The organism is Escherichia sp. MOD1-EC5189 (assembly GCF_002966045.1).
Classification (GTDB): Bacteria; Pseudomonadota; Gammaproteobacteria; order Enterobacterales; family Enterobacteriaceae; genus Escherichia; species Escherichia coli_F.
In genome coordinates, this window is record NZ_PTRX01000016.1 from 77,069 (window position 1) to 91,896 (window position 14,828).

At 50.0% G+C, this 14,828-nt stretch carries 11 protein-coding genes; 5 read left to right on the forward strand and 6 right to left on the reverse strand.

Features of this window, described 5'->3' with window-relative positions; all coding sequences use genetic code 11:
• Entirely contained in the window at window positions 1-3,780 is a 3,780-nt protein-coding gene (tamB, locus tag ATB02_RS14975) for an autotransporter assembly complex protein TamB (RefSeq protein ID WP_105271828.1), read from the reverse strand.
• Window positions 3,777-5,510 (reverse strand): autotransporter assembly complex protein TamA, encoded by a 1,734-nt coding sequence (gene tamA, locus ATB02_RS14980; protein ID WP_001269316.1) that lies wholly within the window; start codon window positions 5,508-5,510, stop codon window positions 3,777-3,779. The genes tamB and tamA overlap by 4 nt, the downstream gene beginning before the upstream one ends.
• Before the next feature lie 205 nt (window positions 5,511-5,715).
• Here tamA and msrA point away from each other — a divergent pair, with 205 nt between their 5' ends.
• The gene (gene msrA, locus ATB02_RS14990; protein ID WP_001355104.1) at window positions 5,716-6,354 is read left to right on the forward strand and encodes a peptide-methionine (S)-S-oxide reductase MsrA; all 639 of its coding nucleotides are present in this window, start codon (window positions 5,716-5,718) and stop codon (window positions 6,352-6,354) included.
• A gap of 322 nt (window positions 6,355-6,676) precedes the next feature.
• Window positions 6,677-8,020, forward strand: coding sequence for a hemolysin family protein (locus ATB02_RS14995; protein ID WP_000934983.1), 1,344 nt, complete (start codon window positions 6,677-6,679; stop codon window positions 8,018-8,020).
• A 62-nt stretch (window positions 8,021-8,082) separates the two neighbouring features.
• Here ATB02_RS14995 and ATB02_RS15000 read toward each other — a convergent pair whose 3' ends face one another.
• Complete coding sequence (locus ATB02_RS15000) at window positions 8,083-8,289, reverse strand: DUF1107 domain-containing protein (protein ID WP_000689228.1); 207 nt, start codon at window positions 8,287-8,289, stop codon at window positions 8,083-8,085.
• A gap of 325 nt (window positions 8,290-8,614) precedes the next feature.
• Here ATB02_RS15000 and ATB02_RS15005 point away from each other — a divergent pair, with 325 nt between their 5' ends.
• Entirely contained in the window at window positions 8,615-9,169 is a 555-nt protein-coding gene (locus tag ATB02_RS15005) for a YtfJ family protein (RefSeq protein WP_000175278.1), read from the forward strand.
• Window positions 9,170-9,269: 100 nt separating this feature from the next.
• Here ATB02_RS15005 and ATB02_RS15010 read toward each other — a convergent pair whose 3' ends face one another.
• Together ATB02_RS15010 and cysQ are read right to left on the reverse strand one after the other, a co-directional pair.
• On the reverse strand, window positions 9,270-10,193 hold the full coding sequence (locus tag ATB02_RS15010) for a hypothetical protein (RefSeq protein WP_105271829.1): 924 nt from the start codon (window positions 10,191-10,193) through the stop codon (window positions 9,270-9,272).
• Window positions 10,194-10,405: 212 nt separating this feature from the next.
• Window positions 10,406-11,146, reverse strand: coding sequence for a 3'(2'),5'-bisphosphate nucleotidase CysQ (cysQ, locus tag ATB02_RS15015; RefSeq protein WP_000886904.1), 741 nt, complete (start codon window positions 11,144-11,146; stop codon window positions 10,406-10,408).
• A 189-nt stretch (window positions 11,147-11,335) separates the two neighbouring features.
• Between cysQ and cpdB the strand changes: the two genes are divergently transcribed.
• Window positions 11,336-13,279: a 2',3'-cyclic-nucleotide 2'-phosphodiesterase gene (cpdB, locus tag ATB02_RS15020; protein WP_105271830.1), complete on the forward strand. Its 1,944-nt coding sequence runs from the start codon at window positions 11,336-11,338 to the stop codon at window positions 13,277-13,279.
• A 124-nt stretch (window positions 13,280-13,403) separates the two neighbouring features.
• On the opposite strand, the gene ATB02_RS15025 is transcribed toward cpdB, so the two are convergent.
• Window positions 13,404-13,784 (reverse strand): winged helix-turn-helix transcriptional regulator, encoded by a 381-nt coding sequence (locus ATB02_RS15025; protein ID WP_000075980.1) that lies wholly within the window; start codon window positions 13,782-13,784, stop codon window positions 13,404-13,406.
• Between the two features lie 87 nt (window positions 13,785-13,871).
• Here ATB02_RS15025 and qorB point away from each other — a divergent pair, with 87 nt between their 5' ends.
• A complete protein-coding gene (qorB, locus tag ATB02_RS15030) occupies window positions 13,872-14,732 on the forward strand; it encodes an NAD(P)H:quinone oxidoreductase (protein WP_105271831.1) in 861 nt (286 codons plus the stop codon).
• Window positions 14,733-14,828 lie beyond the last annotated feature (96 nt).

A 14,828-nucleotide genomic window follows, 5' to 3' on the forward strand; every position in this document is an offset into this window, starting at 1 on the left:
CTAAAACTCGAACTGATAGAGCAAATCCAGTGCCTGGTCTACACCAGACACGGCTTCCAGATATAGCTTAGGCATCAGGCGATAACGTAACGTGAGTGTTGCTATTGAGTCAAATATACCCACGCCGTATTTCACTTGCAGACCTGGCAATACATAGCCGCTGACCACCACCTGGGAGGAGTCGCCTACTCCCTCTGTGTCGAGCGCTAAATTGCTTACGCCAAACGTCTCGCCGATTTTACCCACAATCTGACCACTTTGTGCAACCCCCAGACCAATCAGCATTGAGGTCATCGCCGCACTGTCACTCTGATCGCTCTCCAACCCTTGTCCACGTAGCAGGTAGGAAAGCGCGGCCTGTTGCGACATGGCCGGGTCAGAGAAGATCTCCGCTTTCGGTTCGTCCGCCAAACCAGTGACGCGAACTCCGGCGATTACGTCGTCTTCTGTAGCATCCGGGTTACGAATAGCTTCGATATTAAGATACGGTTGATCCGGCGGACCAGAGAACAGTAACTCACCCTTACGCACAATCAGATCCTGACCATAGGCATGGAAGCGCCCTTCAGGGATGTTGATCTGCCCGTTCAGGCCCAGCCCTTGTTTATCCTGTACGACGTTAAGATCGCCCGTCAGCCGCGCTTTCAGGCCGAAGGCGTCAATGCGAACATTGTTGCCAACGTGGACAATCAGGTTGCTGTTAATCGGAATCGACGCCGTTTTCGGCTCTTCCGGTTGCAGGTTATCGTTAAGCATCACCACATCGCTGGAGACGCCTACTGCACTTTCCGGCAGATCGTGCACCACGATGCGCGCCCACGGGACATCCACGCGACCATCGAGGGTAAACAGGTTTGGTGTAGCCTCGAATACAACATCTGGGGATACATCCATTCGTACCATCGGCGGCACGGTGATCCGTACCTTACTGCCTTTCGCGGTTACCCTCGCCCGCCAGTTTTCAATCTGGCTCCAGTCGGCGTCACCACTCAGGTAGATTTCTCCCTGTTGGGTCCGCACAGTACCGGCAAGCGTCGAGCGCATACCGTTAAAATTAACCGCAAGCTGGCTCGGCTGCATATCAAACGGCATAAAGTTGCCGTCGATATCCACACCCGTAACCTGGAGCTGACCAAACAACTGCGGGCTTTGCACATCACCACCCAGACGTAAGTTAGCACTCACCATCCCCGCTGCTTTTTCCCCACGGGTAAAGATGGGATTTATCATCGCAAGGTTGAAGTTACGGATATTAACGTTGCCACCAAGATTACGGCGGCCTTGCGGATCGGTCACCTGCACCTGTCCATCAAACTGGCCGTTATTGGTCAGGCGAATGGTCCAGCCCAATTCGGCACGGTTGTTACGTAACTCCGCCGTCAGATTCAGCGTCTGAAACGCCACGGGCAGCGCCGCATCGTTGACGGTTTGCGTTACCTGCACGTTACGCCCCGAAAGGGTGATACTCCCCTGTGGCAGCCCCTCTTTGGTGGTGTCCCAGGCGACATCCGCTTTACCCGTGAAGATACCGCTGGCCTGTGTGGTTTCTGGCATAAACGGTTTCAGCATGGCGAGGTCGAAGCGATTGAGATTTACCACCGCACGCCCTTCAGCCCCGGCATCAATGGTTTGCGGCACGCACAGTTCCGCATTCGGGTTAAGCCAGCAGTGTGGCCCGATGCTGATTTTTTGCTCCTTGTTGCGATAATCCAGCGCAATATCGCGGGTCAGCGACCACGGGCCGACTGGCGTCTGGAAGCGGGTATTGCTAAGTGTTCCCTTCCAGCGTTCTTCTTTGCGATCAAAACTTCCTGCCAGATTAAGCTGCCCGGAAACCGGTTCGCCCTGAATCCGCAACTGTAGCTCGTGCTGCTTTTCGCTGCCTTTGGCATTCAGAGTGACGAGGTTGATATTCACATCGGGCTGCGAGATTTGCTCAACGCGTACGTCAAGTTTACCCGCAATCTGGTCAGTGGATTTGATATCGCCTTCCACGCGAACCTGCGCCACGGAAAGTTCCTGCCAGCGCAGACCGCGCGCGGTGATATCGGCCAGCAGCTGCGGTGCTTCCACTGTGCCGCGTACTTTCACCAACCCTTTCGCTGTACCACCCAGTCCTGGTAGCGCATTATCCAGCCCCGGCGCGTTGATGGTGGCATCAAGATTGAGATCTTTTACCCCCAGCTCGCCTTTCACTTCAGCACTGTTTGGCCCCAGTTCCAGATGCAGCCCTGGGATCATCCACTGCATATAACTATTGCCTTTCAGCGTGCCGTCAACGTTCACTTTGTTCTGTTTGACGTTACCGGTCAGCTTCAACTCCGGCACGTCCATCTGCCAGGTGCCGCCATACAGACTACCGCGCGTTTTAATCAAACCATTGAGTTTCGACGGCCACTCCGGGAACTCTTTCGCGGTGTTAATGCCATTAAGCGTTAACTCACCGCGCCAGCTAATTGCCTGCTGCCAGTCGAGTAGCGCCTTGAGTTCAGTTTTCCCTTCCAGCGCCGCGACGGTGAGTTTGTCGAGATTGACCTGCTGTTCATTGCCTTTGGCATCAAGGGTAATGGTCGCGGGCGGGATCTCCTGCCCCTTCACTGCCGTACGCATAGAGATCGTGTAATCGGTCATTTTACCGGTGAGTTTCAATTTCAGATCATCCGCCTGATACTGCTTCTCACCAATGAACGGCCAGTAAAGCTGTTTGCTGTTCACTTCCACGTTGAGCGGCAATCCAGCTTCTGCCAGCCGCGTCTGGGCGCGTAAATCCATATCCACCGGACCGGAAAGGTTAACGCCTATCTCCAGCTGTTCGCGCAGCGCGCCGCCCACTTTCAGCTTCACCTTTTCACCTTTCAACGGCTCCACGTTCAGTGTGCTGTTGAGGGTGATATCCACCGGCCAGTTGTCTGATAGCTGCGCCGTGCCGCTGGCGTTGACGATCCCTTGATTGGAATCGATATCCAGGGCATCCAGTTTGGTATTGCCGTCAATGCTGCTCACTTTCAGCAGCATGGTGCTCACGGTGATGTCCGTGTCGCCCGTCACGCGCAGCTGCTCACCCTTAAACTCTTCAATATTCAGGTTGAGCGGCAAATGCACGTCGGTCATTTCCGGCAATACCGGGCGAGAAAAGAGATCTTTCAGCGTTTCGCCGAGCGGTTTTTCATCCGGCTGCGGATTTTCAATCTTCGGTTCGACGACCTCTTCCTGCGCTACTTCCGCCACTTTCGGCAGAGCAATCAATAAACCTTTCAGTGATGTCGGTTTCAGGGTCAGGGTTTTCTCCTGCCAGTTCAGGCCGGAGGTGAAGTCCATCACCGATACCGTGGTGTCATCAATCTTGATGTTGACGTTATCCAGCGCCACCCGCGTCAGGGTGATGGGATACGGCGTGGAGAGATCCAGCGGCCCGCTATCTTCCTCTTCTTCAACCTGTTCAGAAGGGGGCATTTTTTTACTGTCGATGTTGACCTGAATGTCTTTCAGCGCCAGGTCATTAATACAAACGCTACTGTTCCACAGGCACTCAAGCCCGACCGCCAGATGGAGATTGCCCGCTTTTACCGCCACGCCTGGCTGCTCATAACGAACGTCAGACAAGGTGAGATCGCGCCAGCCGCCGGTGACCTTGCCAATATCCAGTCCTGGCACCCAGCGATCCGCCGCTTTAAATACCAGATGCAGGCCGCTGGTGGTGCCCACCAGAAACGCCACCGATCCCAGCAACAGTAAGATAACGATAACCACGCCGAGGCTGATTTTTTTCCATAAACTCATAATTCTGGCCCCAGACCGATGTAAAACTGTAACCCGTGTTCGTCTTTATCCGCGACCGGTACGGCAAAATCGAGTTTGATTGGCCCGACCGGCGATTCCCAGCGCACGCCAACCCCGGTACCGGTTTTAAAGTCGCTGCGGCGAATATCGCTTACCGCTTCGCCACTATCGACAAACACCGCGCCCCACCATTTTCCGGTGACGTTGTACTGGTACTCCAGCGATCCGGTTATCAACTTCGATGCCCCTTTCAGGTCACCGTTGGCGTATTTCGGGGCGATAGATTTGTATTTGTAGCCACGAATACTGCGGTCGCCCCCGGCGAAGAAACGCAGATCCGGCGGTACTTTGTCGAAATCACCCGTTTCAATCCAGCCCAGCGTGCCGCGTGTCACAAAACGATGGCGATCGTACAGTGTGCGGATCCAGACGTTCTGCGCCTGGAAAACGGAGAAATCGACATCCGAGCCCCAGGCCGTGTTGGAGTAGTCGATAGAGTAACGTTGCGAGTCGCCCCAGGTTGGCATAAGGCCACCGCGAGAACGCGTGCGGCTAATCATCACTCCTGGGTAAAACAGCATCGTGGTGTTGGTAATTTCACCCTGGGTAAAGTGGTCGAGACTCCAGCGCAGGTTAATGGCACGCTGCCAGCCACTGGAGAGATCCCAGTAGCGAGAAGCCACCAGCGTCGTAGAGTCAGACTCGGTATCGTTCAGGTCAGTACGCTTAAAACCGCCCTGCACCAAATAATATTGTTCCAGCGGGTTCTTCAGCAGCGGCATTTTATAGCTGAAGTCGAGGATCTGTTCCGGCGCGGAAATACTGGTACTGGTGGTCAGACTGTGACCGTAAGAGTTCATCCATGGTTTTTTCCACGTCGCTTTCACGCGCGGTCCCACGTCTGTAGAGTAACCGACCCCGGTTTCGATGGTGTTTTCTGTGCGCGGCGAAACCACGCCCGTCAACGGTAATACTTTCGTTTCGCGCGCTTTATCAAATTGTGGTGCAACCACCACCGAGTTAAACCAGCCGGTAGCAGAAAGTCGGCGGTTCAGTTCCGCGAGATCTTTCGACTCGTACTCATCGCCCTCTTTAAACGGCACCAGATTTTGCAAGTATTCATCGCGGATTTGTGATCCTTCAAAGGTCACATGCCCAAAGCGATAACGTTCGCCACTGTTATAATCAATATCCCAGAAGGCTTTATGCAGGCCAAGCGCAATGCCCAGCTGCGCTTTGGTAAATTCGCTATCGAAATAACCTTTACGCAACGCAATGCTGGTTAAGGACTTTTTGAAATTTTCATAATCGCCCTGGTTCAGTACCGTACCAATAGCCGGGCGAGTATCGAGCAATTTCAAATAGTCTTTATCGGTCCGCGCGCCGCCGCGCAATACCACATCGGTGCCGCCAATTAACACCGGCACGCCTGGCGTGACTTTGGCGATCAATACCTGCCGCCCTTTCTTTGGCGGTGGACGGAGATCAAATTCAATGGTCGGCTGGTAATAACCCAGCGCTTTCAGACCTTCGCGGATGGCATCATCGACGCGTGCGCGAAAGCGACGGTCTGGCGTCACTTCATCACTTTCAATTGTTGAAAGCTGTGCACGAACGTTCTTTTCCAGTTGTCCCGATAACCCTTCGACCTGTAGACGGACGTTCGCGGCGACGGCAGATCCGCTTAAGCAGAGTAAGCTTACACAGCATAACTGTCGGATATAGCGCACATTTTCTCCTGAATATCCTTTATTCCTGCCCCTGGAACGCCGTTAAACGGCTTAACAAAAATCCAGTAATATGGATTAAAAAGCAGACTAAACCCCAAATATTTCTTATGTTTTACTTTAGACCTATTCACGGTGGTTATTGTGTGCAAATACGTCTCTTGTTACAACCTTAACCCCAATGACCGATTTTCGGGAGAGCGACACCATGAGTTTATTTGATAAAAAGCATCTGGTTTCCCCCGCCGATGCCCTGCCTGGACGTAACACCCCGATGCCCGTAGCCACGCTGCATGCGGTCAATGGTCACTCAATGACCAATGTACCTGACGGAATGGAGATTGCCATTTTTGCGATGGGTTGTTTCTGGGGTGTGGAGCGTCTGTTCTGGCAGTTACCCGGCGTTTACAGCACCGCCGCAGGTTACACCGGCGGATATACGCCAAACCCCACTTATCGGGAAGTGTGCTCCGGTGATACTGGTCATGCCGAAGCGGTACGCATTGTTTACGATCCTTCAGTCATCAGCTATGAGCAGTTGCTACAGGTATTTTGGGAGAATCACGATCCCGCCCAGGGAATGCGTCAGGGCAATGACCACGGCACGCAGTATCGTTCAGCGATTTATCCGCTGACCCCAGAACAGGATGCCGCCGCTCGTGCCAGTCTGGAGCGTTTTCAGGCGGCGATGCTTGCCGCCGATGACGATCGTCACATCACCACGGAAATCGCTAACGCCTCACCATTTTATTATGCCGAAGATGACCACCAGCAATATCTGCATAAAAACCCATATGGTTACTGTGGAATTGGCGGAATTGGCGTCTGTCTGCCGCCGGAAGCATAGCGTTACGGTTACAAACTCAGATTGTTGATAAAGTGAGCTTTGTTTATGCCGGATGCGGCGTAAACGCCTTGCCAGGCCTACAAAACCCTCAAAATTCAATGTATTGCAGAGACTTCGTAGGCCTGAACAGCATAGCGCATCAGGCAGTTTTGCATTTATCAGTCGTCTGAATTTTAACCCTCTGGCGACTTTACAGTACCTTACGCTATACTAGCCACTGAAAATGCCGGTTCACTTTCTTCGAATCGGCTTTCAATGTGTATTTCACACAAATTAATCAACTTCCCCTTCCGAGGATCTGGCCTGAAAGGTCGGATAAGATATGTTAAACAGTATTTTTGTCATACTCTGCTTGATCGCTGTAAGTGCGTTCTTCTCGATGTCCGAGATCTCACTTGCCGCTTCACGCAAAATCAAACTAAAACTGCTGGCTGATGAAGGCAATATAAATGCCCAACGCGTTCTGAATATGCAAGAAAATCCTGGCATGTTCTTTACCGTGGTACAAATCGGTCTTAACGCAGTGGCGATTCTCGGCGGTATTGTCGGTGATGCGGCGTTTTCTCCAGCTTTTCACAGCCTGTTCTCCCGCTATATGTCGGCGGAACTCTCTGAGCAACTGAGCTTTATTCTCTCTTTCTCGTTAGTAACTGGCATGTTTATCCTGTTTGCGGATTTAACTCCGAAACGCATCGGTATGATTGCGCCAGAAGCGGTGGCTTTGCGTATCATCAACCCGATGCGCTTCTGCCTGTACGTTTGCACCCCGTTGGTGTGGTTCTTCAACGGCCTGGCGAATATGATCTTCCGTATCTTTAAACTGCCAATGGTACGTAAAGATGACATCACTTCTGATGACATCTATGCAGTTGTGGAAGCAGGTGCACTGGCGGGCGTGTTACGTAAACAGGAACACGAGCTGATAGAAAACGTCTTTGAGCTGGAATCCCGTACCGTTCCGTCGTCAATGACACCGCGTGAAAACGTGATTTGGTTTGATCTCCACGAAGATGAGCAAAGTCTGAAGAATAAGGTGGCGGAACATCCGCACTCGAAATTTCTCGTCTGTAATGAAGATATTGACCACATCATCGGCTATGTCGATTCTAAAGACCTGCTGAACCGCGTGCTGGCTAACCAAAGCCTGGCACTGAACAGCGGCGTACAAATTCGCAACACACTGATTGTGCCGGATACATTAACCCTTTCAGAGGCATTGGAAAGTTTTAAAACTGCGGGTGAAGACTTCGCGGTGATCATGAACGAGTACGCGCTGGTCGTTGGGATCATCACCCTCAACGACGTAATGACCACACTAATGGGCGATCTGGTCGGTCAGGGACTGGAAGAGCAGATTGTCGCCCGTGATGAGAACTCATGGTTGATTGATGGCGGCACCCCGATTGACGACGTAATGCGTGTGCTGGATATTGATGAGTTCCCGCAGTCAGGCAACTACGAAACCATCGGCGGCTTTATGATGTTTATGCTGCGTAAAATCCCGAAACGCACCGACTCGGTGAAATTCGCCGGCTACAAATTTGAAGTGGTGGATATCGATAACTACCGCATCGACCAGTTGCTGGTAACGCGGATCGACAGCAAGGCCACCGCCCTTTCGCCCAAACTGCCTGACGTTAAAGATAAAGAAGAAAACGTCGCGTAACCCCAAGAAACATCAACGGCTCCTGAATCAGGAGCCGTCTTATTTACTGCATAGCACTTTGGTTAAGCCATCTCTGTTTGCAGACGCATAACCTGACGGTTAACTTCGGACATCACTGACAAATGCAGCTTATCCTTCACTTTTGGGATAAGAATCTTACCCTTATCAAATTCAAAAGCGCCAACGTCCTTGATGTATAACCGTCCACGGAACAGGATCTTTACGTACTTCGCCACCTGCAGTGGGTTGTACCGTTGGAAAATTTTCATTGTTATCTCCTGCTGAGTATTACGCCTTTGCGGTGCCACAATCGGCCCAACTATTATGAGGCGCAAATTTTAATGCTTAGTGACTATAGACTATCCGGGTAATGTTTCCACCGCGTATAACTTTTTTTACCTAAAGGTTACAATTATTCAGAATTATCTTTTTACCGAAGCGCGGTCTTCAGTATAAGCATTCATTTTTCATATGATTTGTGCGCTTGACCGCAAACTGGCATCACACTTGCGGGAAATTCGATAAATAGCACATATGATTAAAAGTCAGACCCCAAGTGGTCGGATCACCTGCATATCATAAGAAGGATACACCATGACCCTACGTAAGATTCTGGCACTCACCTGCCTGCTGTTGCCGATGATGGCTTCCGCACATCAGTTTGAAACCGGTCAACGAGTGCCACCGATAGGCATTACCGATCGGGGCGAGTTGGTGCTTGATAAAGATCAGTTTAGCTACAAAACCTGGAACAGCGCGCAGTTAGTGGGAAAAGTGCGAGTACTGCAACATATTGCTGGTCGCACCTCTGCAAAAGAGAAAAACGCGACGCTGATTGAAGCGATTAAATCAGCAAAGTTACCGCACGATCGTTACCAGACCACCACCATTGTGAACACCGACGACGCGATTCCGGGTTCTGGCATGTTTGTGCGCAGCAGTCTGGAGAGTAATAAAAAGCTTTATCCCTGGTCGCAGTTTATTGTCGATAGCAATGGCATCGCGCGCGGTGCCTGGCAGCTAGATGAAGAAAGTTCCGCTGTAGCGGTGCTGGATAAAGACGGTCGAGTGCAATGGGCCAAAGACGGTGCGCTCACTCAGGAAGAGGTGCAGCAAGTGATGAACCTGCTGCAAAAGTTGCTCAAATAATGTTAATAACATAAATTCTGGAAAAATAAATTTCCCCTATCGATATATATGGGATAGGGGAATTAAGTCTCTGAGTTTTTACGCCGAACTCATACTAGTATCAATAACCCTTATTCGCGTTTAACGGTTTTACCTCTTTTTTAAACGCTTCAATGGTAGATTTATATTTCTTGTGAATCTTTTCTTCGGTATAATTACCGTTTGCGGCCAGATTTGCACTTACAATCGCTTCCACTTGCTCGGTTATTTCCACTTGTTGGTAACCTGCATTAACCAGAAAATTATAAATAAGAGAGTAATCTTCACCCTGCAAAAAAATATAAGAGCCAGTTCGAAGTTCCTCATCCCCTCCATAGATTTTAAGAGCAAAGCCCAAAGATTCTATGACCATGGCATAATTTCTATTATTTATTTCCTCGCAAAAATACCATCCTTCACATTCTTTAATGCTACCTTCTGGCCCTTCAAGTTCAAATTTACCCCGTTTTAATTTGCTTACTACATTCTCCAAATAAGCAGAATTGTAAGATAAGTTACCCGCCGCCTTCCGAAAATAACCGTTAATCCTTTCAGGTATGTCAGACTGTTTTTTCTGCAAAATATCATAGGTATACAATCTTCTATTTTGTGCTAGTGGAAATTCACGGTTTTTAAAGTCTATAAATGAGTTATACTCATTTATTGTTATAGGGATTTCTTCGTATTCAAATCCAGTGCCTCGCAATGTCATTGTATATTCGGCACCGTTATCTTTAAGGCGGAAGCTGATAAGAAAATTATCCATGGAGTGAACGGTTTCATCTTTTAATGAAAGCACCTGATAACTATTTTTATCGATCTGTGTTGCTCTAAGAAAGAACTCCCTTAAAATTAACAAACTATCATAATTCGAAATCCAATCCCTTTTCTTAAATGCATGCTGAATATTATTAAAGAAATTATTTGAATGTATTTTTGTATGCGATGACTTTACAAATAACTCCACTGCACCAAAAAAATTATTGTGTCTGATCTTGGGTAACATATGACAACCTTATTATATTTGGTTATTCTATGTCGCCATTAAACATCTTGTTAAAGAAATAAACTATCAAAAAACGCTCATTATTAAAACATAACTTATTAGCGTTAGAATATTTACACTTTAAATATAATCCCTTTATATCTATAATTTTTTAGGTTGGGAGCAAATCAGGATGGCAGAATCAGGAAATACACTGTTTCTGCCATCTGTATTTAATAAATAGACACTCTGAACCCAGGATTCAGGAACGATTCGCGCGGGGTGTAATCCAGCGGTTTACCCTGCCAGTCGTGAACATGTGCTCCGGCAGCGGCAGCCACGGCATGACCGGCGGCGGTGTCCCAAATATTGGTTGGCCCGAAACGCGGGTAAAGCTGCGCCTGCCCTTCCGCCACCAGGCAGAATTTCAGCGAAGAGCCGATAGACGTGGTTTGATGTTCGCCAAGCTGTTGCAGATACTCTTTCAGCTCCGCATCCGCATGGGAACGGCTGATCACCACCAGCGGCGGGCGCGCATCGCGGACCTGAATCTGCTTGCGTACACCGCACTCTTCTTTCCAGGCTTTGCCGTCTGCCGCGCTGTACATTACGTTCATTACCGGCGCATACACCACACCTAAAATCGGTTTGCCGTGGTCGATGAGCGCAATATTAACGGTGAATTCACCATTACGTTTAATAAACTCTTTAGTACCATCCAGCGGGTCTACCAGCCAGTAACGCTGCCAGTGTTGACGGACTTCCCAACCGGGAGGATCTTCTTCAGAAAGGACCGGAATATCCGGTGTCAGCGTACGTAAACCGTCCATGATAACGGTGTGTGCAGCAATATCCGCTGCCGTTACCGGAGAATTGTCCGCTTTGCTGACGACGTCCATCGGTTTCGTCCCGTCGTAGACCTGCATAATGGCATCGCCTGCATTCCGTGCAAGCTGGCATACTTGATCTAACATTTCTCCACCTCGTCTCTGTGAGCGGTGTTAACTTGTTGTTTTACTTATACCCTATCGTTAAAGAATGCGCCAACTGTGATAGTGTCATCATTTTCAAAGCGTTAAATTGTGGCATTCTTCACTGTTCTAAAAGTAAGAGGTTTATTCTCCCTTTTCTTTCGAATTCCCGATGATAAAAGGATGTCCCTGATGATTAAGTTTAGCGCAACGCTCCTGGCCACGCTGATTGCCGCGAGTGTGAATGCAGCGACGGTCGATCTGCGTATCATGGAAACCACTGATTTGCATAGCAACATGATGGATTTCGATTATTACAAAGACACCGCCACGGAAAAATTCGGACTGGTACGTACGGCAAGCCTGATTAACGATGCCCGCAATGAAGTGAAAAACAGCGTACTGGTCGATAATGGCGATTTGATTCAGGGGAGTCCGCTGGCCGATTACATGTCGGCGAAAGGCTTAAAAGCAGGTGATATTCACCCTGTCTATAAAGCATTAAATACGCTGGACTATACCGTCGGCACGCTTGGCAACCACGAGTTTAACTACGGTCTGGATTACCTGAAAAATGCACTGGCAGGAGCGAAATTCCCTTATGTAAACGCCAACGTCATTGACGCTAAAACCAAACAGCCCATGTTTACACCGTATTTGATTAAAGACACCGAAGTGATCGATAAAGACGGAAAAAAACAGACGCTGAAGATTGGCTATATTGGCGTCGTACCGCCGCAGATTATGGGATGGGATAAAGCTAATTTATCCGGGAAAGTGACGGTGAATGATATTACCGAAACCGTGCGCAAGTACGTGCCTGAAATGCGCGAGAAAGGTGCCGATCTCGTTGTCGTTTTGGCGCATTCTGGTCTGTCTGCCGATCCGTATAAAGTGATGGCAGAAAACTCAGTTTATTATCTCAGTGAAATTCCGGGCGTTGACGCCATTATGTTTGGCCATGCTCACGCCGTCTTCCCGAGTAAAGATTTTGCGAATATCAAAGGGGCTGATATCGCCAAAGGCACGCTGAACGGCGTTCCGGCGGTAATGCCGGGCATGTGGGGCGATCATCTCGGCGTGGTCGATCTGCAACTCAATAATGACAGCGGAAAATGGCAGGTGACGCAGGCGAAAGCGGAAGCACGGCCAATTTACGATATCGCCAATAAAAAATCCCTCGCGGCGGAAGACAGCAAGCTGGTAGAAACACTCAAAGCCGATCACGATGCCACACGCCAGTTCGTCAGCAAGCCAATCGGTAAATCTGCCGACAATATGTATAGCTATCTGGCACTGGTGCAGGACGATCCGACCGTGCAGGTGGTGAACAACGCGCAAAAAGCGTATGTCGAGCATTACATTCAGGGCGATCCGGATCTGGCAAAACTGCCAGTGCTTTCAGCTGCCGCACCGTTTAAAGTTGGTGGTCGCAAAAATGATCCGGCAAGTTATGTGGAGGTGGAAAAAGGCCAATTAACCTTCCGTAACGCCGCCGATCTTTATCTCTACCCCAATACGCTGATTGTGGTGAAAGCCAGCGGTAAAGAGGTGAAAGAGTGGCTGGAATGCTCCGCCGGACAGTTTAACCAGATTGATCCCAACAGCACGAAACCACAGTCACTGATCAACTGGGATGGTTTCCGCACCTATAACTTTGACGTCATTGATGGTGTGAATTATCAGATTGATGTTACTCAGCCCGCTCGCTATGACGGCGAGTGCCAGGTGGTTAATGCCAATGCGGAAAGGATTAAGAACCTGACCTTTAACGGCAAGCCGATTGATCCGAACGCGATGTTCCTCGTTGCCACCAATAACTATCGCGCTTACGGCGGCAAATTTGCAGGTACGGGCGATAGCCATATCGCTTTTGCTTCACCGGATGAGAACCGCTCGGTGCTGGCAGCGTGGATTGCAGATGAGTCGAAGCGTGCGGGGGAAATTCACCCGGCGGCAGATAACAACTGGCGTTTAGCACCGATTCCCGGCGATAAGAAACTGGATATCCGTTTCGAAACCTCTCCGTCAGATAAAGCCGCAGAGTTTATTAAAGAGAAAGGGCAGTATCCGATGAATAAAGTCGCGACCGATGATATCGGCTTTGCGATTTATCAGGTGGATTTGAGTAAGTAAAACACTTTTCCCGTCTATAAATATGAACCGCATCCGGCATTTATTGGCGGATGCGGTGCTGCTGCATCTTATCCGCCCTACAGGTCATGAACCGTAGGCCGAATAAGCGCAGCGCATCCGGCTGTTATGCCGCACGTTCATCCCGCACTGCCAACACCTCAGGCAAATTCAACTCAATCCAGTCCGCCAGTGCAGCAACCTTTTCGCTCACCTGCTCGCCCAGCGGCGTGAGGCTGTATTCCACATGCGGCGGCACCACCGGATAAGAGATACGGTTAAGAAACCCATCCTGCTCTAACGCCTGTAACGACTGCGCAAGCATCTTTTCACTCACCCCACCCATCTTGCGGCGCAGGTCGCTAAAACGGTGCGTACCTTCGCGAAGCGCGACCAGAATCAATACCCCCCAACGACTGGTGACGTGTTTCAACACCTCGCGCGACGGGCACTGTTCGGCGAAGAGGTTACCCTCTTTCAGTTGTTGCGACAGGCTAGCCTGGCTCATTCATACTTACCTTTTTGTACGTACTTACTAAAAGTAAGTTTAGGTGGTAGCGTATTTAAACACAAGACAAACCGATGGAGGCTTCCCATGATCGCAATTACCGGCGCAACCGGCCAACTTGGTCACCATGTTATTAACTCCTTACTGAAAACCGTTCCTGCCAGCCAAATAGTGGCTATCGCACGTAACCCGGCAAAAGCGCAGGCATTGAGCGCGCAAGGCATTACTGTACGTCAGGCTGAATACGGCGATGAAGCCGCACTGACATCTGCGCTTCAGGGAGTGGAAAAACTGCTGCTGATCTCTTCCAGCGAAGTGGGGCAACGTGCCCCGCAGCATCAAAATGTTATTAATGCCGCTAAGGCGGCGGGCGTGAAATTTATCGCTTATACCAGCCTGCTACATGCTGATACCTCCCCGCTCGGCCTCGCCGATGAGCACATCGAGACGGAGAAAATGCTGGCTGTTTCTGGCATCGCTTACACCTTGCTGCGCAACGGCTGGTACACCGAAAACTATCTCGCCAGCGCCCCGGCAGCACTGGAGCACGGCGTATTTATCGGTGCCGCGGGCGATGGCAAAATTGCCTCAGCTACGCGAGCTGATTATGCGGTAGCTGCGGCGCGCGTAATTAGCGAAGCAGGTCACGAAGGCAAGGTTTATGAACTGGCAGGTGATAGCGCCTGGACACTGACACAGTTAGCGGCGGAACTCACCAAACAGAGCGGCAAACAGGTTACCTATCAAAACCTGAGCGAAGCTGATTTCGCCGCGGCGCTGAAAAGCGTCGGTCTGCCTGACGGGCTGGCGGATATGCTGGCAGATTCTGACGTTGGCGCATCGAAAGGCGGCCTGTTTGATGACAGCAAAACGCTTAGCAAATTGATTGGCCGCCCAACGACAACATTAGCCGAGAGCGTAAGCCATCTTTTTAATGTTAATAACTAGTTAATTAAAGTGGCATCCTCCCGTATCCTCTCTGATAATGACGGGATGCGGGGAACGACTACGGTTGTTCCCTGAATATTTCTTCTGACAGATCAA

What these genes read in the sequence shown, in the direction of transcription:
- msrA (WP_001355104.1), top strand. Translation starts at nt 5,716, where the DNA reads ATGAGTTTATTTGATAAAAAGCATCTGGTTTCCCCCGCCGATGCCCTG.
- tamB (WP_105271828.1), bottom strand. Translation starts at nt 3,780, where the DNA reads ATGAGTTTATGGAAAAAAATCAGCCTCGGCGTGGTTATCGTTATCTTA.
- qorB (WP_105271831.1), top strand. Translation starts at nt 13,872, where the DNA reads ATGATCGCAATTACCGGCGCAACCGGCCAACTTGGTCACCATGTTATT.
- cpdB (WP_105271830.1), top strand. Translation starts at nt 11,336, where the DNA reads ATGATTAAGTTTAGCGCAACGCTCCTGGCCACGCTGATTGCCGCGAGT.
- ATB02_RS15005 (WP_000175278.1), top strand. Translation starts at nt 8,615, where the DNA reads ATGACCCTACGTAAGATTCTGGCACTCACCTGCCTGCTGTTGCCGATG.
- ATB02_RS15010 (WP_105271829.1), bottom strand. Translation starts at nt 10,193, where the DNA reads ATGTTACCCAAGATCAGACACAATAATTTTTTTGGTGCAGTGGAGTTA.
- ATB02_RS14995 (WP_000934983.1), top strand. Translation starts at nt 6,677, where the DNA reads ATGTTAAACAGTATTTTTGTCATACTCTGCTTGATCGCTGTAAGTGCG.
- cysQ (WP_000886904.1), bottom strand. Translation starts at nt 11,146, where the DNA reads ATGTTAGATCAAGTATGCCAGCTTGCACGGAATGCAGGCGATGCCATT.
- ATB02_RS15000 (WP_000689228.1), bottom strand. Translation starts at nt 8,289, where the DNA reads ATGAAAATTTTCCAACGGTACAACCCACTGCAGGTGGCGAAGTACGTA.
- ATB02_RS15025 (WP_000075980.1), bottom strand. Translation starts at nt 13,784, where the DNA reads ATGAGCCAGGCTAGCCTGTCGCAACAACTGAAAGAGGGTAACCTCTTC.